The organism is Bacteroidota bacterium, from assembly GCA_026391695.1.
Taxonomy (GTDB): Bacteria; Bacteroidota; Bacteroidia; order Bacteroidales; family JAGONC01; genus JAPLDP01.
This window is the reverse complement of record JAPLDP010000077.1, coordinates 47,369-70,231: the sequence shown is the minus strand read 5'-3', so window position 1 is coordinate 70,231 and position 22,863 is coordinate 47,369. Positions and strand designations below refer to the sequence as shown.

The window sequence follows — 22,863 nt, the reverse complement described above, 5'->3', positions numbered from 1 at the left end:
ATTATACATGAGGATATTTATTATCTGTAATAAATCGCCTTTCCCACCCCTTGAAGGTGGTCCCATTGCGATGAATGCGATTATCCAGGGACTCCTCAGGGCAGGCCACCAGCTAAAAGTTCTGGCCATCAACACAAATAAATATTTTATTCACCCCGACGACATTCCTGCAGATTACAAGAATAAAATCAACCTGGAGATGGTTTATATCGACCTCTCTGTTAAACCTTTCAGCGCATTAATTAATCTCCTCGCTTCCCGGTCATATCATATTCAGCGTTTTATTACCACTGAAGTAAAGGAAAAACTTATTCAGATCCTGCAAAACAATGAATTCGACATCGTTCACCTTGAAACCCTGTACGTCGCACCTTATGTCGATTTGATCAGAACCTGTTCTAACGCAAAAGTTGTCCTGCGTACCCATAATATTGAACATCTTATCTGGAAACGTATAGCTGACAATTGCAGGAATCCACTGAAAAAAATTTATCTGAAATATCTTTACAGAACCCTTAAAACATTCGAGCTGACTGCATTAAAAAAATTCGATGGTATTGCATCCATAACAGGTACTGACGCCGACTTCTTCAGATCTGTCGTTTCACAAGTTCCGGTTGTGAATGTTCCATTTGGGGTGAATACCGGCGATTATATCCTTAATCCTGAGATAATACCGGAAATCCCTTCACTTTTCCATATCGGCTCAATGAACTGGATACCCAACGTGGAAGGTATTAAATGGTTCCTCGATAATGTCTGGCCTGAAATACATAAGGAGTTTCCGGATCTGAAATTTTATCTTGCAGGAAGAATGATGCCTGAATGGCTCATCCATTCCCAATATCCAAATGTAATCGTCGTTGGAGAAGTAGAAAATGCGCTCACCTTCATGCAATCAAAATGGATTATGATCGTCCCGTTGTTTTCAGGCAGCGGTATAAGGATAAAAATCATTGAAGCGATGACTGTTGAAAAAACCGTCATATCAACCTCCATTGGAGCTGAGGGAATAAACTGTAAGGATGGTGAAAATATCCTGATCGCTGATACACCTGTACTGTTCGCGGAGGCCATAAGGACATGCATGCATGATCAGTCCCGATGCCATAATATTGGGGGAAAAGCCCGGTTACTGATTGAAAAAGAGCATGATAATGACCGCATCATCCTGAGTTTAACCGATCTGTATATCAAAATATCCCTCGCCTGACATTTGTGCACATCAGGTTATATTTTTATTTTTGTCGAAAGATCTATTGCTGTATTGAATGAAATTATTTGTACTGTTATCCAGGGTGCCCTTTCCAATTGTAAAAGGTGATAAGCTCCGGGCCTATCATCAGATACGATGCTTATCGAAAAATCACGAGATCTTTTTATGTGCCCTAAATGATACAAAGATTGACGAAGAAGCCCTGCCGGAACTGAATAAATATTGTACATCCATAACGGTTGTCAACCTTTCCAAACTCTGTATTATCTGGAATATCTTCAGGGCTTTTATTTCCGGCAAACCATTGCAGGTCGGCTACTTTTTCAGTAAAAAGGCAAAAAAAACAGTTGACAGGGTGATACAAGAGATAAAACCTGACCATATTTACTGTCAGCTCGTTCGTGTGGCCGAATATGTCAGTGATAAGGATATTCCCAAAACCATTGACTATCAGGATGCATTTTCCAAAGGTGTTGAAAGGCGGATTGCCACATCACCGTTCTGGCTTAAGCCTGTCCTCAAAATAGAGTATAAACGATTGCTGAGATACGAAAGGCAAGTCTTTGATATCTTTGATCACAGGACCATTATCTCCAGACCCGACCGTGACCTTATTCCGCACCCAAAAAGAGAGGAGATCGTCATCGTGCCAAATGGTGTGGATCAGGCGTTTTTCAAACCGATTGAACGGGAGAAGATCTATGATATAATTTTTACAGGGAACATGGGCTATCCTCCCAATGTGAATGCAGCCGTTTTCCTTGTCAATGAAGTCGTACCCATAGTAAAGAAAAAATTGCCTGATGTACGGGTCATTCTTGCCGGTGCCACACCGCACCCAAGGGTCCTGGCACTGGCATCTGCACACGTTCATGTTACCGGATATGTAAAAGACATTCGTGAATACTATGCCCAGGCAAAAATCTTTATTGCCCCGATGCAGATTGGGATAGGTTTGCAAAACAAACTGCTCGAGGCCATGGCAATGAAAATTCCCAGTATCACCTCTCGTCTGGCCAACAATGCACTGGGAGCAAAGGAAAATGAAGAGATTTTAGTGGGTAGCACTCCCGAAGAGATGGCCGGCCATACCCTCACTCTTTTAAACGATAAATCAAAAGCCGACCAACTCGCCCTGAATGGGTACAACTTTGTTTTAAGGCATTACAGCTGGGAAGTCAACACCAAAATACTGGATGAGCTTATAAAAAACACTATGAAATAAATTATTATATCCGTCTATAAATATATGATGCAGAAACCCTCCATACCAAAAGGAACCCGCGATTTCTCCCCTGCTGAGATGGTGAAACGGAATCATATTCTTGATACCATTATCGGGATTTTTCAACGTTTTGGCTATTTGCCTCTCGAAACCCCGGCAATGGAAAACCTGTCAACCCTGTTAGGAAAATATGGTGAAGAGGGTGACCGGCTTTTATTCAGGATACTTAATTCCGGAGATTTTCTATCAGGAATTGAAAGACATGACTGGACATCCGGAGATCTTACACGTTTATCATCGTTGATTTGCGACAAGGGATTACGGTATGACCTGACCGTGCCTTTTGCCCGGTATGTGGTGCAACACCTGAATGAGATCACGTTCCCTTTTAAACGTTACCAGGTCCAGCCTGTCTGGCGCGCCGACAGACCACAAAAAGGCCGGTACCGTGAATTCTTCCAGTGCGATGTGGACGTCATCGGCAGCCATGCCCTCCTTAATGAAGTTGAACTACTCAATATCAGCGAAAAAGTTTTCAGCGCTCTTGGCATTGACGTTATTATTAAAATCAACAACCGGAAAATCCTGAGCGGGATTGCAGCCGTTATCGGAGAAGCTGATAAATTGACCGATATGACCGTTGCTATCGACAAACTGGATAAAATCGGCCTCGATAATGTGAATTCCGAACTCCGGTCAAAAGGAATATCTGACGAAGCTATTCAAAAATTACAACCTGTCATTTTACTGAAAGGAACGCTGAATGAAAAATTTTCTGTCCTTGAACAACAGCTGAAGGCTTCATCTGTTGGGTTAAAGGGCATTGAAGAGATGAAAACTATCTTCAATTATCTTGATAAACTGACCTTGACCCATGCAGTGGAATTTGATCTTACATTGGCCAGGGGGCTGAATTATTATACAGGAGCCATCATAGAGGTCAAAGCCAGGGATGTAAGCATTGGAAGCCTGTGTGGCGGTGGCAGGTATGATGACCTTACCGGAATCTTTGGATTACCCGGCGTTTCCGGTGTCGGAATCTCTTTTGGAGCCGACAGGATCTATGATGTCATGGAAGAAATGCATCTCTTTCCTGAAAAAACCAAGGCCACGACACAAGTAATGTTCGCTAATTTTGGCCTGCAGGAAGAAATCTATTGTCTGCCTCTCATGGATAACATCAGAAAAGCAGGGATAAACGCTGAATTGTTCCCTGAATCCGGTAAATTAAAAAAACAAATGACATACGCGGATAAGAAAAATATTCCTTTCGTCATACTTATCGGAGAAAATGAAATCAGTAGCGGCCTGGCTGTGATAAAAGACATGAAAAGCGGAGAACAGCGTTCCATAGCGGTTAAAGATCTTATCGGAGAATTAAACAAAATCTTGTTCAGCGTATCTCAAAATTCCACCGACAGGAATTTTAAATAACTTTATCCCGGCATTGACGAACTAAATATTATTAATGATGGCTGTATGAAAAATCCAAATCTTGAATTCAAAATAAAGATCAACCGCACTGCACTTTTTTATCTTTAATTCAGGGGGACTGCCCATAAATGTTCCTATCAGAATCTGTTATGAGGTTGTTTCAAAAGCCCTTAGTGTCCCTTTGTGATTACCTTCGTGTTCCTTTGTGGTTAATCTAATTGATTGAACCACAAAGTGTCACAAAGGATACACAAAGTAACACAAAGTCAGAAAAACAATTTTCAAACACTTTTGAGACAGCCTCATCCAAAAAATCAATATTCATACTTTAAAATAAATTCAGGAGGATATTTTATGACTTATATTGTAACCGGTAACGGTTTAACTATTGAAGACGTGGTCCGCGTGGCCCGACAGGGAGAAAAAGTGGAGCTTCATGCCGATGCGATAAAGCGTATTAACGCCTGCCGTGCAATGCTGGAAAAGAAAATTGAAGCCCGTGAGATCATGTATGGCGTTAACACAGGGATAGGTGAGTTTTCAGAAATTGTTCTGACAGATGATCAGGTGAAAGATTTCCAGAAATATTTGATTTACAATCATGCTGCAGGTATCGGCGATCCAGCCCCGATAGAATATGTCAGGGCTGCTATGTTATCAAGGATCAATGTACATGCCCATGGAAACTCCGGCAGCCGGCTGGAGATCACACAAACACTTGTTGACATGCTTAATAAAGGTGTCACACCCTATGTTTGCCAGAAAGGATCAGTAGGAGCCTGTGGCGACCTCGCACCCATGTCACAGATTGCTCTATTGATGCTTGGTGAAGGCAGAGCTTATTACAGAGGTGAACTTTTAGATGGAAAAGAAACCCTGTCCAGGGCTGGTATTCCAGTACCCGGATTAAAAGCCAGAGACGGACTTGCCGCTATCAACGGGTCGAACCTTCTGACAGCCATGAGCGCCATCTTCCTTTATGATGCGACCCGGTGGCTCAAACAAGCTGAAATTGCTGCCACTATGTCGCTGGAAGCTTTGAAAGCCAATATGCGGCCATACCATTCCAAGCTACACGAAGCCAGGGGCTTTCCAGGCGCCATCCGGACCGCAAGATCTATCCGTAAAGTCGCTGCAGGTGGTGATCTCGTCGATAATCGCGTCAAATGCAAAGTACAGGATGCCTACTCCATGCGTTCCACACCCCAGGTCATCGGTGCCTCACACGATGCACTGGCATTTGCCCGCTCACAGGTTGAAATTGAATTGAATGGCGTCGGAGATAATCCCATCTTTTTCCCTGAGGAAAATTTGCAACTCTCCGGTGCCAATTTCCAGGGATCGCCCGTCTCATTACCGATGGATATGGCAGGTGTTGCCATTACCATGGTCAGCGTGATGTCGGAAAGACGAATGAACCGATTGAATAATCCGGCTCTCAGCGTTGGATTACCGGCATTCCTGACCAAAGGGGCCGGGATGTTCTCAGGGCTCATGCTCAGCCAGTACACAGCCGACATGATGATCGTCGAACAACGTATCCTCTCTATGCCGGCATCCATCCAGTCCATACCGGCTGCAGCAGACCAGGAAGACTTTGTCTCTATGGGCATGAATACAGCTATTAAGAACTTCCAGATACTCGACAATGCGTATGGCGTTCTTGGAATTGAATTCATGGCTGCAGCCCAGGCTCTTGACTTCCGTGACTATAAATTCGGTCACGGCACTACTAAAGCTAAAGAAGTGATCAGAAAATATGTTGATTTTCTTGATGTTGACCGTCCTCTCTATGACGATCACACCAGGATGAAAGAGTTGGTCAAATCAGGTGAAATCCTTGATGAAGTTGAAAAGGTGGTTGGGAACCTGGAATGATCACATCTGTTTTCAGAAGTTGGGGATTGAATTCCTTTTAAATCAGTCATACAAATCAATTACCTTTATTTAAAGTTAATTTAATTAATCATTGTATAATATTCATTAATAGCCTGATAATAAGCAAAGAAAGTCAGGCTTAACGTTTTTTATTAAATAAAAATAAATTTTCTGTTAATTTATTTTTGGATATTTATTAAGAATTTTATAATTTGGCTATTTAATTGAGGGGCTTGTTCATTTAAATATATATATATCCATCATTATATTTATTTAAAAGCAGAATTCCTTTATTTTAAACTAATTACTAACCAAAAACTGTAGACTATGAGAAAACTTACTCTTGTACTTGTACTCCTATTTATTATAGGAATGCAGGTAGTTAATGCACAGAGGACAATCTCTGGTACGGTAACCAGTTCAGAGAATGGCACCCCTATACCCGGGGCTACCGTTCTTGTTAAGAACACGACCATCGGCACCACCACAAATGTCGATGGGAAATTCGAACTGTCCGTTCCCCAGGATGCCAAGATCATCGTGATTTCTTATGTCGGTATGGCCTCAAAAGAAATCGAGCTTGGCGCCCTTAAAACCTTCGCCATATCCCTTGAGCCTGACATCATGGACATCGAAGGGGTCGTCGTTACTGCCCTTGGTATGACCCGTGAGAAGAAATCACTGGGCTATTCCGTACAAGACATCAAAGGCGAGGACCTGGAAGCAGCCAAAGAAACCAACATCGTTAATTCCCTCTCCGGTAAAGTGGCCGGCGTACAGGTCATTAACGCCAGTGGTGCCGTTGGTGCTTCTTCACGTATTACCATACGTGGTAACAGTTCCTTCGGTGAAAACCAGCCCCTCTTTGTTGTTGACGGTGTTCCCGTTTCCAACTATTCCACGGCAGTTGACCAATATGGTGGCATTGACTTCGGTAATGCAGCCATGGATATTGATCCTGCCAACATTGAATCCATGAGTGTGCTGAAAGGCGCTAATGCCGCTGCTCTTTATGGATCAAGAGCCGCCAATGGTGTCATCCTCATCACGACCAAATCAGCCAAAAAAGGTGCTTCTAAAGGTATTGGCGTCACTTTCACTACAGCCTATGAAATAAACCAGGTCTCCTATTTACCCTTGTATCAAGACAAATACGGACAGGGATATGCCGGTGATGAAACGCATTATTTTGATGCTACTGGTATGAAGGCTTCTGACGACATGAAAGCATACGAAACATGGTGCCTCGAAAATTCCTTCAGCTATTATGACGGCAACTGGGGTGGTGTGAATGATGGTATGGATGAATCATGGGGACCAAGACTGGATGCCGGACTGATGATTCCTCAGTTTGACAGCCCCTATGTGAATGCCGAAGATCCTACTCAAGGTCATGTGGCTACTCCCTGGGTTTCACAACCAGATAATGTGAAAGACTTTTTCCAAAATGGCGCTACATGGGATAACAACCTGTCACTCGTCGGTGGAACAGACAAAACAGCCGCCCGTCTTTCACTCTCGTCACAAAATATCACAGGCGCTATTCCAAATACCGACCTGAAGAAGTACTCGGTGAATTTCAATGGAAGCATGGAACTGTCGAAACGTCTGACAGCTAATGCAACCATTACCTATGTCCAGAACCAGAGTGATAATCTGCCGGGTAATGGTTATGACGAAAATAACATCATGCAGTCGCTCGGTTCCTGGTGGGGTCGTCAGATCAATATGCAGAACCTGAAAGATCACTGGCAGGATTTTGATGGCTTTGGCCAACCATATAACTGGAACAGCAGCTACCATAACAATCCCTATTGGACAACCGGTTATAACACCACCTCCAGAACCAGGAACAGAACCTTCGGTAATATTAATTTAACCTATAAGATCACCGACTGGTTGAGTGTGATGGGACGCATCGGACAAGATGCATACAATGAATACAGAAAACATCTGACGTACGACCTGTCCATTGAATCATCATCCGGTGGTTATTTCTGGCAGAATCAACGGTTCGAAAATGAAACCAATGCCGATATTATTTTCACAGCCGATAAGGACCTGTCAGAAGACTTCGGATTAAAAGCTACTCTGGGTGCGAATTATATGAATTACAAGTATAAAAACATGTCAGAGCAGGCTAATGAACTGACGGTGCCAAACCTTTTCACCATTGGTAATACAAAAGGTAATCCAACGGTGAGCATGTACGATGAAGAAAAAGAATCGAATAGTATCTATGGGTCTTTAGGCATTTCCTTCAGACGTATGCTATACCTTGACATTACAGCCAGAAATGACTGGTATTCCACGCTGCCAAAAGATAGCTGGTCATACTTCTATCCGTCATTCAGCTTAAGCTGGGTATTCACCGAAACATTTGATATTTCACCCAATATCCTCACTTTCGGTAAACTAAGGGGAGGCTGGGCACAGGTAGGTAATTCCACCGGTCCTTATCAGATTACCCCGACCTTCTCATCAGATGCAGACCCATATAACGGCGTCGCTTGTTTCTTCTATACCAGAACCATCCCGCCCCTTAACCTGATGCCAGAAAAAACTAATAGTACTGAATTTGGCCTTGACCTGAAATTCCTCAATAACAGGATAGGTGTTGATTATACGTATTATATGAAGAGCACCATGAACCAAATACTGGCAGTAAATATTTCCAGGGCAACCGGTTTCAACAACATGCGGTTGAATGCTGGCCAGATCGACAACTGGGGACATGAACTGATGGTGACAGGTGTGATCCTTAAATCAACCGAAGGACTGAACTGGGAAATGACACTGAACTGGTCAAAAAACAACAATGAAGTTGTGGAACTTTATGAGGATCCTGTAACTCATCAGAAATTACTTGCTTATCAGATATCCGCTTCATGGCAGACCGTTACCATCGAAGCACGTCCGGGTGAACCCTGGGGCGTTATCAGAGGTAAAGGCTTTGTACGCGATGAAACGACAGGGAAAATAATCGTCGGCGCAAACGGACTACCCAAAAAATCTGCTTTACCAGTGAATATTGGTAACATAGAACCTGATTGGGTGGGCGGCCTGCGGAATACCTTCAGATGGAAAGATCTTTCATTCAGCTTCCTGCTCGACTTCCGTAAAGGTGGTGATATCTTCAGTGTCACCGACTGGTTTGGCGCCTATTCGGGTGTTACAAAAGAATCGGCTGAAGACATCGAAGGTGATCTCGTTAAACCTGCCGGTGATGGTGCCGAAATCAGAAGAGATGGTGTCATCGTGGATGGTGTTCAGATTGATGAAAATGGTAAGGCCGTTGAAAATACCACCGTTGTCGGCGCTCAGGATTTTTACGAAAATTACTGGGGACTCCATGAAATATCCATTATCGATGGCAGCTTCCTTAAATTACGTGAAGTCATTATCGATTACCATTTACCGGATTCATGGATGACTAAAACCGGATTCATTAAATCCGCTGACATATCACTCTATGGAAGGAACCTGGCTTTGCTGGCAAGATCAAAAAGCAATGATGTGCGCATCGATCCCGAAACCGGATTCGGTACTTCCAATAATGGCGTCGGACTCGAACAATATCAGTTGCCTCCGACACGAAGCATGGGTATTAAACTAAGGTTGACATTCTAGCCTGAACAGTTTGTAATTCATTGATTAACCTTTAACTAAAAAATTATGACAATGAAAAAAATATTTAAAGTAAATATCATTCTGGTCATAGGCTTTATTGTAACATTAGTCTCATGTACCAAGAATTTTGAGGAATTGAACACCAATCCAAACCAACCGAATGATGTTCCTTCCACCAACATACTCGCACGTGTTATTCGTTACTGTGGTGATAATTTCTTCAATGCCTGGCAGGGTATGAATGAAATGTGCAGCTTTGCCGGACAGATCACCAAGATCCAGTATGTTGACGAAGCCCGTTATAACTTCCGTGAAGGCGTTGTCAATAACGCCTGGACAGATTATTATACTTGTCAGATGGACCTGAAAGTCATTATGGAGAAATCTGATGCTGAGGGGGCAGTCAATATGAAAGCTGCCGCTCAAACTTTCTCCTGTATGCTGTGGCAGATGTGTACCGATCAGTGGAAAGATATTCCTTACTCCAATGCACTGCTTGGACTGGATGGCATCACTCTTCCTACCTATGATTCGCAGAGCGACATTTATTTTGCCCTTGCCGACAAACTCAAGGAAGCTGCTGACCTTTTCGCCAGCGGTGCTGCCGATGCACTTGGTGAAGGCGATATCCTTTTTAATGGTGATGCCGCAAAGTGGCAGAAATTTTGCAATTCGTTGCGTTTACGCCTCGCCATACGCATGTCGGCTGCTGATGGAGCCAAGGCTAAAGCCATCTTTGAAGAGGTTCTGGGTAATCCCGGACAATACCCGATAATGGCCAGCAACGATGACAATGCATTCCAGTGGTGGCCGGGTTCGGCTCCCTATAAAGAGCCTTACCAGGAAGATTCCCAGACACGTGATGACCACGGCATGTGCGACGTGCTGATCAACAATCTCTTACAAAACAATGACCCACGTCTTCCCGTTTATGCTCATCCTGCATACACCGATGGAGAGGGCAATCCTGTATACAGGGGCCTCGATCCCGGTGCTATTGACGGAACCTTCCGCATGGATACCATCTCACGCATCGGCGCCCGTTTCCGTGACGATGCAGCAGGTTTTACGCCATATATGAGGTATGCTGAAGTCTTGTTCGATATTGCCGAAGCTTCCTTCCTCGGATGGACTACCGGATGGACTGCCAAGGATGCTTATGAAGCTGGCGTTTTGGCTTCGATGGAAGAAAATGGCCTCGACCAGGCTGCTTATGATGCATACATTGCTCAACCGGCCATAGCCTGGAATAATGACGTGAAACAAATCCAGCTTCAGAACTGGATCGCCATTTTCAAGCAGGGCCAGGAAGCCTGGGCAGAAGTACGCAGAACAGACGTGCCTGTTGTCGATATGTCAAAAGGTTCATTGACACCACCCTATGGCACTCACAACAGACAGCCTTTCCGCTATCCCTATCCTACTAATGAAGCAAACCTTAATGAAACGAACGTTGTACCTTTCGCTGCAACTATTGTTGACAACTTCTGGGGAGAGAGAATGTGGTGGGATAAGAGAACCGGAGTAAATTAAAAGATTATTGTCTTTTATAAAAGAGGGTGTCTCAGAAGTGAGGCACCCTTTTTTTAAATAATATCTTTATTTGGATGGTACTATTTCCTCCAGTTGATTTCGGAAATTAACTTTTACACTGTCAAAACCTATTCTTTTTGAAGGATCAACAGGTTTTGCCGGAGGGGATTCCACCTTTATCGGATTAACAGGAGAACCATTTTTAAATATCCTGAAATCCAGATGTGGCCCGGTAGCCAAGCCACTTCTGCCGACATACCCTATCAAATCGCCCTGCTGAACACGCATACCTTCCCGTAAACCCCTGGCATATCCTGAGAGATGCATGTACAATGAAGTATATACTGAATTGTGTTTTATCCTCACATAGCGGCCACCTCCTTTAGAATCGTACCCGGCGCCAATCACTGTTCCATCCCCGATTGTATATACAGGCGTGCCGCTGGGTGCGGAATAGTCTACCCCAAAATGAGGCCGGTATATCTTTAATATCGGATGTAAACGACTCCGTGAATACTTTGAACTGATCCGGCTATATCGAAGGGGCGCCTTGAGAAACTCCCTCCTCACACTGTTGCCCATCTCATCAAAATAATCACCAATACCATCCTGTACAAAATAAAAGGCAAAATAGTCACGTCCGATATGATTGAAACATGCCGAAAGAATACGGCCAATGCCGATGGTATCCTTTTCAACTATCTCCTCCTCGTAGATCACCCGATATTGATCACCTTTCTGTATACCGAAAAAATCAATTGTCCAGGCAAAAATATCGGCTAACTCAACGGCAAGGGAAGGATTTAATCCCTTTTCTTCAATGGAATTCCAGAGTGATGACCTGATAGTTCCTGAGGCGGACCTTACGATTGTTGTGACCTCCTTCCTGCCTGAATATACATTTAATTTATTGAGGAGGTCAAAGACTACATAGGATGTCGGAGACACCTCATAGATGAAGTACTCTGCCTTTTCCAGAGTATCATGTGAACAAAAAACGGTATATGCGTTGCCTGCTTTAATTTTTCTGACATCAAAAACCCGTTGTGACAGTTTTGCCAGGAGATCGATATTTGAGTTTGTGACATGATAGGATTGCAGCAGAACCGACAAATTCTGATCGGGCCGCACTTTACCATTTACAACAGTAAAAGAATCCACATTAATACCATACTTAAATGAGGGTTCCCTCACTGGCAAAACAGAAACCGTTTTTTCCTTTTCGTTTTTCCGGTGTTGATGACGGATCAGAGAAATGAAAATAATAATAGAGCAGGCCAGAAATCCAATGACCAGAAGTATACGATATCGCTTCAAACCCATGACTTAATTATGAATGGCTAAGAGTGAATTCTTTCCCTGCTTTAAGGGCCAGTATGTTTGTGTCGATTAAGCCGGAACCCTTGTGATAAAAAAACTCACGTATAGCATCTTCAAGATATCCGAAATTCATATCCAGAAAGGGTGTGGCAGCACCTAAGATGACCATGTTGGCTGCTTTGGCATAACCCAGATCTTTAGCGATTTTCTCGGCATCAATAACAATGTGGTGTTTAACCCTGGATATTTCATTAAGAATATCTTCAATGGGTGGATAGTTTGGAATATTGATAAATGGTTCAGTACTTGTGATGAGCCAGCCGTCAGATGCTAGCATAGGAAGGTAGCGTAATCCTTCCATTGGTTCAACCGAAAGAATAATATCGGCTTTGCCTGTGGGTATTAAATCAGAAGCGATTTCTTTATCAGATAAGCGGAGATTTGAATGGACGTCGCCTCCCCTTTGGCTCATACCGTGTATTTCATTTTGCTTAAGAAATAATCCCGACCGCACGGCGGCCAAACCGATAATGGCTGAAATAGTGAGAATACCTTGTCCTCCGACGCCTGCAAGAATGACATCTTTCTTCATCAGGCTTCCTGTTTTTGTAATTTTTCTATTCTTTCCTCTCTAAGCCGTTTGGTAGCCGTTTGAATGCATTCCCTCCGTGGAATAATGACCGATACGCCATTATAAGCCAGCTCTTTTTTCAATATCTCGGTATTCTTTTCATGTTCCTTGGGTATTGGACTAAGGACATGAAGATGTTCCTTTTCCACGCCGACAGCCAGGCAAATGGCTTCGAGTTTACCTTCACCTGCTGAGGGTTGGCCGCCAGTCATGGCGGTGGTGTAATTATCCAGGATCATCACAGTGACAGGCGTTTTGTAATTCACTGCGTCGAGCAATCCGGTTATTCCGGAGTGGGCAAAAGTGGAATCACCGATGACGGCCACAACGGGTGTTAGCCCGGCATCGGCAGCACCTTTAGCCATCGTAATGGAGGCACCCATGTCCACACAGGTATTTATAGCATGGTAGGGTGAAAGGGCTCCAAGTGTATAACACCCTATATCGGAGAACACCCTTCCCTTCGAATATCCTGTAAGAGCCTCATTCAAGGCATTATATGAATAGATATGCGGACAACCCTTACATAATGATGGTGGTCGTGGACGCACAATACTCGGGATAGGTGACCCTTCGCAGGTAGGCAGATTTAATGCAGTGGCTACCTTGCATGGTGTCAGTTCGCCATCAAGGGGAATGCTTCCATCCATCCTGCCTCCAATGATCTTATGGTGATTGAGATAGCTCCGCAACATCTCTTCGATGAAAGGATAACCATCTTCCAGTACCAGAATCCTTTCGCATTCACTGATAATCCGTTCAATTTTTGTTCGTGGCAGCGGATATTGACCTATTTTAAGAATCGGATATGGCACAATACGGTCAGGATAATTTTCTAAAAGATAATTATATGCAAGCCCGGCTGTGATGATGCCAAGTTTTTTATTGTCCCCTTCAAAATAATAATTATACGGTGATTTCTCAGATTCTGCAATAAATGACAGCTGACTTTGAAGAAGAGCCTTAAACCGTTGACGGGCAATGACTGGTAAAAGAATGAATTGACGCGGATCAGCAGGTAAATGAAGTTCATTCTGTTCCACAGTATCCTTACGGATAATGCCAGCACGGGAGTGGGCTAGGCGAGTTGTTAACCGCAATAAAACTGGAATCCCGTAAAGTTCTGACAGATTGAAACCATAAAAAACCATATCATAGGCTTCCTGCTGGTTACAGGGTTCCAGTATAGGTATCATGGCAAATTTTCCATAAAAACGAGAATCCTGTTCGTTTTGTGAGGAGTGCATCGATGGATCATCAGCAGCGATAATGATCAAACCTCCATTGGCTCCGGTTATTGCAGAATTGATGAATGGATCGGCAGCAACATTCAATCCGACATGTTTCATACAAACCATGGCTCTCTTACCTGCATAAGAGACTCCGAGAGCTGCTTCCATGGCTGTTTTTTCATTCGTACACCAGGCTGCATGAATGGAATGACGGCGTGTCTTTATAGAATCTATAACGAATTCAAGAATCTCGGTTGAAGGAGTTCCCGGATAAGCATATATACTCGATATCCCGGCATCCATTGCCCCCTGGGCAATGGCTTCATCACCTAGAAAAACATTTTTCTGCATGCTCAAATCCGCTTTATAAAATGTAAATCTCCTTGACTTCGCAACCTATACAAATATAAATAATTTTTAATATCTACAGGCTGTACCAAATTTTTAACAGCATCTGTCATAAACTATTTTAAGTAATTTTGGCCTTTTAGGATCACAGTTCAATGAACTTTCTGGCTCACACATATTTAGCATGGTCATCAGGTAATGATGAAGAATTTATAATCGGCAGTTTTATTGCCGATCATGTGAAGGGCAACGGTACCAGGCGATTCAGGCCAGGTTTTATGAAAGGAATTGTTTTCCACCGGAATATTGATATGTATACCGATCAACATCCACAGTTTATCAGGAGCAAAAGCCGGTTGATCGGGCAATACCACAAATATTCCGGTGTCATCACCGACATGTTTTATGATCACCTGCTGGCTGCTAACTGGAGAGATTATTCACATGAGGACATCCATGATTTCACAGTAAGGAACTATAAATTACTGTTGAAATATTTCCTCACCCTTCCTCCAAAAACAAAACGGCTGTTGCCATTTATGATCCAGTCAAACTGGCTTGCATCGTATGCCCATTTTGATTTTTTACAAAGAAGTCTGGAAGGCATGGCCATGCGGACACCATTCAAATCAAACATGGAAAACGCCGTAATCGATCTCCTGCGTGATTATTCACTTTTTACTGAGGAGTTCAGATTGTTTTTTCCTGAAATCATTGAATATGCAAAACAATTATAGCTTGGAGGAGATTTGAAATCCCAGTACTCTATGTGACCGGTATTAATTCACCAGTTGCTTTTTCCGGCTCTTTTCGACAATTTCCTCAAGCATATCGGTAGTAATGGACTTGGGACGTTCGATCGGATACATGAGAGCACGATCCCAGATCACATTAGCACCGATACCCAATGAACGGCCGATACCAAAAAGTACAGTATAAAAATCAAATTCCGTGATTCCATAATGCCATTGAAGCAGACCGGAATGAGCATCGACATTGGGCCAGGGATTCTTTGCCTTTCCATGTTCCATTAATATGGGTGGAACAACTTTATATAAAAAGTCGATATATTTAAATAATGGATCGTCAGGAAAATGCTTTAAGCTGAAATCGCGTTGCAGTAAAAAACGCGGGTCGATTTTTCTGAGGACTGCATGACCATATCCCGGCATGACACGTCCTGAATTCAGCAGATCCCAGACGAATTGTTTCATTTCATCTTCTGATGGGAAATGATCATTCATTTTATCTTTAATATCCAGAAGAAAACGCAATACTTCCTGATTTGCCAGCCCATGCAACGGCCCTGCCAGCCCATTGATCATAGCAGGAATTGCCAGGTATAAATCAGAAAGTGCACTGGCAACCAGATGACCTGTATGAGCGCTGACATTACCGCTTTCATGATCGCTGTGAAGGATGAAGTTGAGCCGTGAAACGTCATCGTATGGCTTCTTAATGCCCATCATGTGGGCAAAATTGCCACCAAAATCAAGGTTAGGATTGGATTGAATTAATTCCTCGCATTCCGCCAAGAATTTGTCCGATTGTAACTTTATCCACTTCCACATCGCCGTATTCTTCCATCAGTTTGGAGATGCGTGGTCTCCACTCATATATTTTCTGCCGAAGCCTTTCCTTTAGAATTGACATAAGATAAAGATTTGATAATTAATAATTAATGATTTCACAGTAGGATTTCACATGTTTTCAATGATTGCCGAACCAAATTCAGAACATTTTAAAAGAGTGGCATCATTCATAAGCCGGTGATAATCATACGTCACCTTTTTTTGAGAGATAGTTTTTACCAATCCTTTCCAAATCAGTTCATCAGCTTCATGCCATCCCATGTATTTGAACATCATACCACCGGATAATATGACAGAACCGGGATTGACTTTATCCAGGTTGGCATATTTGGGTGCTGTTCCGTGCGTGGCTTCAAAGATAGCATGTCCGGTTTCATAGTTTATATTGGCTCCCGGGGCAATACCGATTCCGCCTATCTGTGCAGCCAGCGCATCCGATAAATAATCACCATTGAGGTTCATGGTGGCGATAACGTCAAACTCTTTTGCTCTGGTGAGAACCTGTTGTAATGTAATGTCCGCAATGGTATCTTTTATCAGCAACATATTTCTCCAGCCGCCATTTCCATGAGTTGGTAAGAGTTTGAGAGCAGCTGCGATTTCATCCCTTATTTCCTTCTGTTGCTCATCGGTCATCATATCATACCCCGGGTCGATTTTTCTGGCATTTTCTTCTGATGTTATTTCTGGATATGCATCTTTATTGCCTATTATCCAGCTTTCCCTCTCTGTTACGATTTCATTTCTGAATTCAGCTTTGGCAAGCTCGTAACCCCAGTTTTTAAAGGCTCCTTCAGTGAATTTCATGATATTGCCTTTGTGTACAAGTGATAATGACCGCCGCTTTTCATTCAGGGAAAAAATGATGGCAGCTCTGACCAGCCGGTCTGTACCTTCACGAGAAATGGATTTGATACCTATTCCGGATGTCTCAGGAAACCGTATTTTATTTATTCCCATTTCATGGATTATAAAATCAATCACTTTTTTAACTTCGGCCGTGCCGGCTTGCCATTCGATACCTGAATAAATATCTTCGGTGTTTTCACGGAAAATAACCATATCCACATATTCCGGGTGATATACCGGTGAGGGTACTCCTGGAATATATTTCACAGGCCGTAGGCATGTATACAGATCAAGTTCCTGACGCAGAGCGACATTTAACGAACGTATGCCTCCGCCGACAGGCGTTGTCAATGGCCCTTTTATTCCGACCAGATATTTCCTGAATGTATCAAGTGTTTCAATCGGTAACCATTCACCCGTCCTGTTAAAGGAATTCTCTCCGGTAAAAACCTCTTTCCATACAATCTGCCGTTTCCTTTTATATGCTTTTTCAACAGCCGCATCGAAAACCCGTTGTGATGCAACCCAGATATCAGCTCCCGTCCCGTCGCCTTTTATAAAAGGTATGATGGGCGTATCAGGCACCATCAGCTTTCCACCTTTTAGAATGATTTTTTTACCTTTTATCATATAATTATTCAAAGCAGAGATATTTGAATCATATTATTCGTAAACCTGATATTCTGTTGACATTCTGCTCCTGTCTTGTTTCACAAAAACATATCTTTCCTGAATAACACGACAAATATAAAATTGTTTTAACTATTAATATATTTATCTTTCTAGATTTGTTAAGCAATTGTACTTTAAAGTATTAAAATAGTATTAAGGCAGCAATGTTCATATAGGTGGTCTGACTTGTGGCCCTGGGATGCAGCCTTCCAGTTTCAGATTATAGACTGTATAATTCACTTTTAATATTTTAGATTCTGGAAGTAATATTTTTTATAGTTTTGTTGAACTTTTGAAAAAAGATTTTAAGCATCCCAATCAGCAGTCATTAAGCAGAAATCATGAACATTAATAAGATCGTTCCTAACACTTGCCACATTTGGATCCTGTTTATTCTGATATTTTCGATAAACCATTCATTGGCCCAGAACGCTACAATCCGGGGATTTATTTATGAAAAAGAAACAGGAGAGCCTATCATCTTTACGAATGTTTATCTATACCGTACCTCATTGGGAGCCGCAACTGATGTGAATGGATTTTTTGCCATAGCACAAGTTCCGCCCGGAGATTATCTGCTGATGGTCACTTATCTTGGTTACGATACATTGAGTATGCCGCTGACTGTCAACGCAAATGATGTGATCACAAAAAAGCTTTATCTCTCTCAATCCTCTGTTCTCTTGAAAGAAGTCAATATATCCGGCACCAGGGAAGAAGCCAGGATGGAAACAAGAACGTCAGTGATCAAGATAACTCCAAAGCAAATCCAGCAGATACCTTCAATTGGCGGCCAGCCTGACCTGGCCCAATATCTTCAGGTACTGCCGGGTGTGATTTTTACAGGCGATCAGGGAGGACAGCTGTACATCAGGGGAGGTTCCCCAGTTCAGAATAAAGTGTTACTGGATGGTATGACGATTTACAATCCATTTCATTCAATCGGGCTTTTTTCAGTATTTGACACAGAGATCATCCGTAATGTCGAGATTTATACAGGGGGATTCGGAGCGGAATTTGGTGGCAGGATTTCATCGGTGATGAATATTACGACGCGCGATGGAAATAAAAGACGTCTCTCAGGAAGAGCCGGTATTAGTACATTTGGAGCAGAACTTCAACTCGAAGGACCACTTAAGAAAGAAAACGATACGGGTGGAGGTACCTCTTCATTCATTCTGTCAGCTAAAAACTCATACCTGGAACAAAGCTCCAAGGCCTTATATCAATATATTGATACTGCCGGGCTTCCTTTCAATTATATGGACCTTTATGGAAAATTGTCCCTTAACGGCTCCAACGGCAGCAAAGCCAACTTCTATGGATTCTATTACAGTGATGTAGTAAATAACTACCGGGCCTTATCTGATTTTAACTGGAATTCTGTCGGTGGTGGTGTTAATTTCGTGGTCATACCAGGAAAGTCACCTGCACTCATGGAAGGTCATATTGATTATTCAAATTATAAGATCACCCTTGATGAAGTATCTACACCCACCCGTTCCAGCCAGATCAACGGCTTTGATGTCGGGCTTGATTTCACCTATTTTCTTGGTAAAGATGTCGTTAAATATGGCGTCGAACTACTTGGTTATGAAACCTCATTCGACTATACCAATTCCCTTAACCGGAAAATAGAACAAAAAGAGAATACAACGGAGCTCGGCGGATATGTAAAATATAAAATGGTCAAAGGAAAATTCCTCATCGAGCCCAGCTTCAGATTACAATGGTATGCCTCTCTGGGAAATATTTCGCCGGAACCCCGTCTGGCATTAAAATATAATGCCACTGATAAATTACGTTTCAAACTTGCCGGCGGACTTTATTCGCAGAACCTCATCAGTGCCCGTTCCGACCGCGATGTAGTGAACCTTTTTTATGGTTTTGTTTCCGGACCGGATAACCTCCAGGAAGAATTCGACGGGAAAAAAGTGAAACATAAGCTTCAAAAAGCTGAACATATCATTCTGGGTCTTGAATATGACCTCATGGAATACGCCACTTTTAATCTTGAAGGATATTATAAAAATTTTTCCCAGCTCACCAATATCAACCGCAATAAAATATATGATGATAACGGAGAAAATCAGGATAAACCCTATTATCTCAGAAAAGACTTCATTATTGAAAACGGACATGCTGAGGGTGTGGAGATCTCTTTCAAGTACGACAGGAACTATCTTTATTTTTGGGCTGCATACTCCCTGGCATGGGTAAAGATGTATGATGGGCAAATTGAATATTACCCTCATTATGACAGAAGGCATAATGTAAATCTTGTTGCCAGCTATACATTTGGTTCATCCGGTGACTGGGAGGCGAATGCGCGATGGAATTTCGGCTCTGGATTCCCGTTTACTAGAACACAGGGCTTTTATGAAAAACTTACTTTCCAGGATGGAATTAACACCGATTACACTACCGAAAACGGTGAACTTGGTATCCAGTACGACGATGTCAACGGTGGCCGGCTGCCTTACTATCATCGCTTGGATATCAGCCTTTTACGACGTTTTCATTTCGGGAGATATGCCAGATTGGAAGCGACAGTGGGTGTTACCAATCTGTATAACAGGAACAATGTATTCTATATTGACCGCATTACCGGGGAACGGGTAGACCAACTTCCATTTATGCCCAGTGCCGGCATGCGATTCTTCTTTTAAAGAAATCACATTCTGAAGGGCTGTTGTCTCTTATTCTCTGCTTTTCGTATCCATCCAGATAGTGACCGGGCCATCATTCACCAGATGTACTTTCATATAGGCACCGAATATACCAGTTTGTACCTGTGAACCCAGAAGTTCCTCAATACGTTGTTTGACTTTTTCATACAGAGGTATGGCGATTTCCGGCTTAGCCGAGCGAATATACGAAGGCCTGTTACCTTTTTTCGTGCTGGCATGGAGAGTGAATTGGCTCACGAGTAAAATATCCCCCCCTGTTTCCGTTATCGGGATATTCATTACTCCCTGATGATCAGCAAATATCCTCAGCCGGACGATTTTACCCGCAAGCCATTCGATATCCTCTTCATTATCTGACTCCTCAATACCGAGTAAAACCAGCAGACCATTGCTAATCCTGCCTGTTACTTCGCCATTTACCTCGACATGGGCCTCAGTGACTCGTTGAATTACAGCGCGCATAATATCTGAATTTAGGAAAAATCTGTATCGGTTTCATCCCATTCATCATTCAGGATGCTTAGGTAGCTTTTATAACGTGCAGGATCTATTGTACCCTCCTTCAATGCTTTGATGACCGCGCATTTGGGTTCATGGACATGTGTGCAGTTATGAAACTGACAGCCATGCATTAACGCACGCATTTCAGGGAACCTTTCTGCCACTTCCACTTTTCTGAAATCAATAAGTCCAAACTCTTTGATACCAGGAGTATCTATGATGAAGCCACCTGCCGACAATTCATACATCTCTGCAAAGGTTGTTGTGTGCATTCCTTTATGATGATACGATGAGATTTCTCTGGTCTTAAGGTCAAGGGCCGGTTCTATGGCATTTATCAGAGCCGTTTTCCCGACTCCGGAGTGGCCTGCAAATAAGCTTGACCGGTCCTTCATCGAAGTGACCAGTGGTATGATGCCATCACCATGTAATGCCGACACTTCATAAACACCATAACCAACCGATGAATAGATATGCTTCAAATAGTTATGAATCGTCCACAGTTTATCATCATACAGATCAATCTTATTAAATACAATACTGGCAGGAATATGATACGCCTCAGCTGTGACTAAAAATCGGTCAATAAATCCGGTGGATGTCCTGGGCATCGCCAGGGTGGCGATCAGAAATGCCTGATCTATATTCGAAGCAATGATATGGGATACTTTGGAAAGTTTTTTGGATTTGCGGATGATATAATTTTGCCGTTCATATATCCCGCTAATCATTCCGATGCTTTCTCCCGGAGAGTATTCATACTCAACCCTGTCGCCAACTGAAATAGGATTGGTTGTTTTAATATCCCTGATTCTGAATTGCCCTTTTAATCTACAATTAATGCGCGTTCCATCCTCCTGACGGATGGCATACCAGCTGCCTGTAGATTTAATGACAATGCCTTTCAATCGCGATACAGGTTTTTTGAGGATGTAAATATACGAACAAAAGTCTACACACTCTGGCGGATGATTTAGCGTAAACGGAACATTTTCCCCGGCAGACATTTGACGATTCCTTTAAATTCCAAATCCAGCAAGACAGCCGAAACTTTACTCATTGTCAGCTCTGTACTGATACATAAAATGTCAATGCTGGATTCTCCATTGATCTCAAGCATTTTGACAATTTTCTCCTCATCTTTCGAGAGTTCTTGAAATAGCAAAGGTTGTAAGAGTTTTTTGCTTTTATCTTGATCCTGCCATCCCATAATATAAATGATATCGGCAGCCGATTGAATCAGGGCAGCCTGATTTGTTTTAATGAGATGGTTGCACCCTTCCGACAAAGGGTCATGGATTCTGCCAGGTACAGCAAACACATCACGGTTGTATGAATTGGCAATACCAGCTGTAATGAGAGCTCCTCCTTTCTTACCTGCTTCAATTACAACGACTGCATCAGACAATCCTGCAATGATGCGGTTACGTTTAGGGAAATTTTCACGGTCCGGTTGAGTTTCACTCATAAACTCAGTGAGTAATCCTCCCTGGTCAAGCATGCGTTCGGCAAGCGACCTGTTTATCGCCGGATAAATAATATCCAATCCGTGAGCCAGAATACCAACAGTCATCAATCCATTATCCAGAGCTGATTTATGCGAACAGGAATCTATTCCATAAGCCAATCCGCTGATAATTAAAGTCTTGTATCCTGACAGATCCATGACTATGCTCTGGCAACAGTCTTTTCCATATGTTGTCGCCGTGCGGGTGCCCACAATACTGACAATCCGGCTGGCATTAAGATCGGCAGTCCCTTTATAGAATAACATCACCGGGCTGTCAATACAATGTTTAAGGCGATCGGGATAAGCCTTGTCAAGATAAAAAATGGGAATTATCCCATATTTTTCAAGAAACTTGATTTCCTTTTCAGCCCTGTGCATTAATATGGCAACGTTTTTTGACGACAGTACATTTACTGTTGAGTCACCAATGCCAGGGATCTTTAAAAGTTGTCGTCTGTTTTCCCTGAAAACAGCCTCAACGCTTCCACAGTAAGCCACCAGCTTCTTCCCGTTGATAGAGCCGATTCCCGGAATCAATGTTAACGCTATCTGATACAATAAGAGCTGCATTGGATGCGATGAATTATAACTGCTTAGTAATT

16 protein-coding genes and 1 pseudogene are annotated in these 22,863 nt (G+C 42.7%); 8 read left to right on the top strand and 9 right to left on the bottom strand.

Features of this window, described 5'->3' with window-relative positions:
- The first annotated feature begins 7 nt into the window (after positions 1-7).
- The 6 genes from NT175_11315 to NT175_11290 all read left to right on the top strand — a co-directional run bounded on the left by NT175_11315 (position 8) and on the right by NT175_11290 (position 10,916).
- Positions 8-1,213 carry a glycosyltransferase family 4 protein gene (locus NT175_11315; GenBank protein MCX6235285.1) on the top strand — a complete coding sequence of 402 codons (1,206 nt, stop codon included), beginning with the start codon at positions 8-10 and terminating at the stop codon, positions 1,211-1,213.
- A 58-nt stretch (positions 1,214-1,271) separates the two neighbouring features.
- The gene (locus tag NT175_11310) at positions 1,272-2,441 is read left to right on the top strand and encodes a glycosyltransferase (GenBank protein ID MCX6235284.1); all 1,170 of its coding nucleotides are present in this window, start codon (positions 1,272-1,274) and stop codon (positions 2,439-2,441) included.
- A 27-nt stretch (positions 2,442-2,468) separates the two neighbouring features.
- Positions 2,469-3,875, top strand: a complete 1,407-nt coding sequence (hisS, locus tag NT175_11305) for a histidine--tRNA ligase (protein ID MCX6235283.1) — start codon at positions 2,469-2,471, stop codon at positions 3,873-3,875.
- Positions 3,876-4,229: 354 nt separating this feature from the next.
- On the top strand, positions 4,230-5,753 hold the full coding sequence (locus tag NT175_11300; protein ID MCX6235282.1) for an aromatic amino acid ammonia-lyase: 1,524 nt from the start codon (positions 4,230-4,232) through the stop codon (positions 5,751-5,753).
- A 327-nt stretch (positions 5,754-6,080) separates the two neighbouring features.
- Entirely contained in the window at positions 6,081-9,383 is a 3,303-nt protein-coding gene (locus NT175_11295) for a SusC/RagA family TonB-linked outer membrane protein (GenBank protein MCX6235281.1), read from the top strand.
- Positions 9,384-9,434: 51 nt separating this feature from the next.
- Entirely contained in the window at positions 9,435-10,916 is a 1,482-nt protein-coding gene (locus NT175_11290) for a SusD/RagB family nutrient-binding outer membrane lipoprotein (protein MCX6235280.1), read from the top strand.
- Between the two features lie 66 nt (positions 10,917-10,982).
- Here the strand turns inward: NT175_11290 and NT175_11285 are convergent, their stop codons facing one another.
- From NT175_11285 to NT175_11275, 3 genes are read right to left on the bottom strand one after another with little or no spacing between them, the layout of a single operon-like run.
- The gene (locus NT175_11285) at positions 10,983-12,233 is read right to left on the bottom strand and encodes a peptidoglycan DD-metalloendopeptidase family protein (GenBank protein ID MCX6235279.1); all 1,251 of its coding nucleotides are present in this window, start codon (positions 12,231-12,233) and stop codon (positions 10,983-10,985) included.
- Positions 12,234-12,246: 13 nt separating this feature from the next.
- Entirely contained in the window at positions 12,247-12,828 is a 582-nt protein-coding gene (locus NT175_11280; GenBank protein MCX6235278.1) for an indolepyruvate oxidoreductase subunit beta, read from the bottom strand.
- Positions 12,828-14,450 (bottom strand): thiamine pyrophosphate-dependent enzyme, encoded by a 1,623-nt coding sequence (locus NT175_11275; protein MCX6235277.1) that lies wholly within the window; start codon positions 14,448-14,450, stop codon positions 12,828-12,830. Before NT175_11275 ends, NT175_11280 begins: the two co-directional genes overlap by 1 nt.
- Before the next feature lie 152 nt (positions 14,451-14,602).
- Here NT175_11275 and NT175_11270 point away from each other — a divergent pair, with 152 nt between their 5' ends.
- On the top strand, positions 14,603-15,184 hold the full coding sequence (locus NT175_11270; GenBank protein MCX6235276.1) for an ACP phosphodiesterase: 582 nt from the start codon (positions 14,603-14,605) through the stop codon (positions 15,182-15,184).
- A 42-nt stretch (positions 15,185-15,226) separates the two neighbouring features.
- On the opposite strand, the pseudogene NT175_11265 reads toward NT175_11270, so the two are convergent.
- The 3 genes and pseudogenes from NT175_11265 to icd all read right to left on the bottom strand — a co-directional run bounded on the left by NT175_11265 (position 15,227) and on the right by icd (position 17,518).
- A pseudogene (locus tag NT175_11265) lies at positions 15,227-15,961 on the bottom strand (citrate (Si)-synthase).
- The gene (locus NT175_11260) at positions 15,945-16,100 is read right to left on the bottom strand and encodes a hypothetical protein (GenBank protein MCX6235275.1); all 156 of its coding nucleotides are present in this window, start codon (positions 16,098-16,100) and stop codon (positions 15,945-15,947) included. Before NT175_11260 ends, NT175_11265 begins: the two are co-directional and overlap by 17 nt.
- A gap of 47 nt (positions 16,101-16,147) precedes the next feature.
- Complete coding sequence (gene icd / locus NT175_11255; protein MCX6235274.1) at positions 16,148-17,518, bottom strand: NADP-dependent isocitrate dehydrogenase; 1,371 nt, start codon at positions 17,516-17,518, stop codon at positions 16,148-16,150.
- A gap of 383 nt (positions 17,519-17,901) precedes the next feature.
- On the opposite strand from icd, the gene NT175_11250 reads away from it, so the two are divergent.
- Positions 17,902-20,229: a TonB-dependent receptor gene (locus NT175_11250; protein MCX6235273.1), complete on the top strand. Its 2,328-nt coding sequence runs from the start codon at positions 17,902-17,904 to the stop codon at positions 20,227-20,229.
- Positions 20,230-20,259: 30 nt separating this feature from the next.
- Here the strand turns inward: NT175_11250 and dtd are convergent, their stop codons facing one another.
- The 3 genes from dtd to dprA form a co-directional block, all read right to left on the bottom strand.
- The gene (dtd, locus tag NT175_11245; protein ID MCX6235272.1) at positions 20,260-20,712 is read right to left on the bottom strand and encodes a D-aminoacyl-tRNA deacylase; all 453 of its coding nucleotides are present in this window, start codon (positions 20,710-20,712) and stop codon (positions 20,260-20,262) included.
- Between the two features lie 11 nt (positions 20,713-20,723).
- On the bottom strand, positions 20,724-21,659 hold the full coding sequence (gene rsgA, locus NT175_11240; protein ID MCX6235271.1) for a ribosome small subunit-dependent GTPase A: 936 nt from the start codon (positions 21,657-21,659) through the stop codon (positions 20,724-20,726).
- Between the two features lie 65 nt (positions 21,660-21,724).
- On the bottom strand, positions 21,725-22,831 hold the full coding sequence (gene dprA / locus NT175_11235) for a DNA-processing protein DprA (protein MCX6235270.1): 1,107 nt from the start codon (positions 22,829-22,831) through the stop codon (positions 21,725-21,727).
- Positions 22,832-22,863 lie beyond the last annotated feature (32 nt).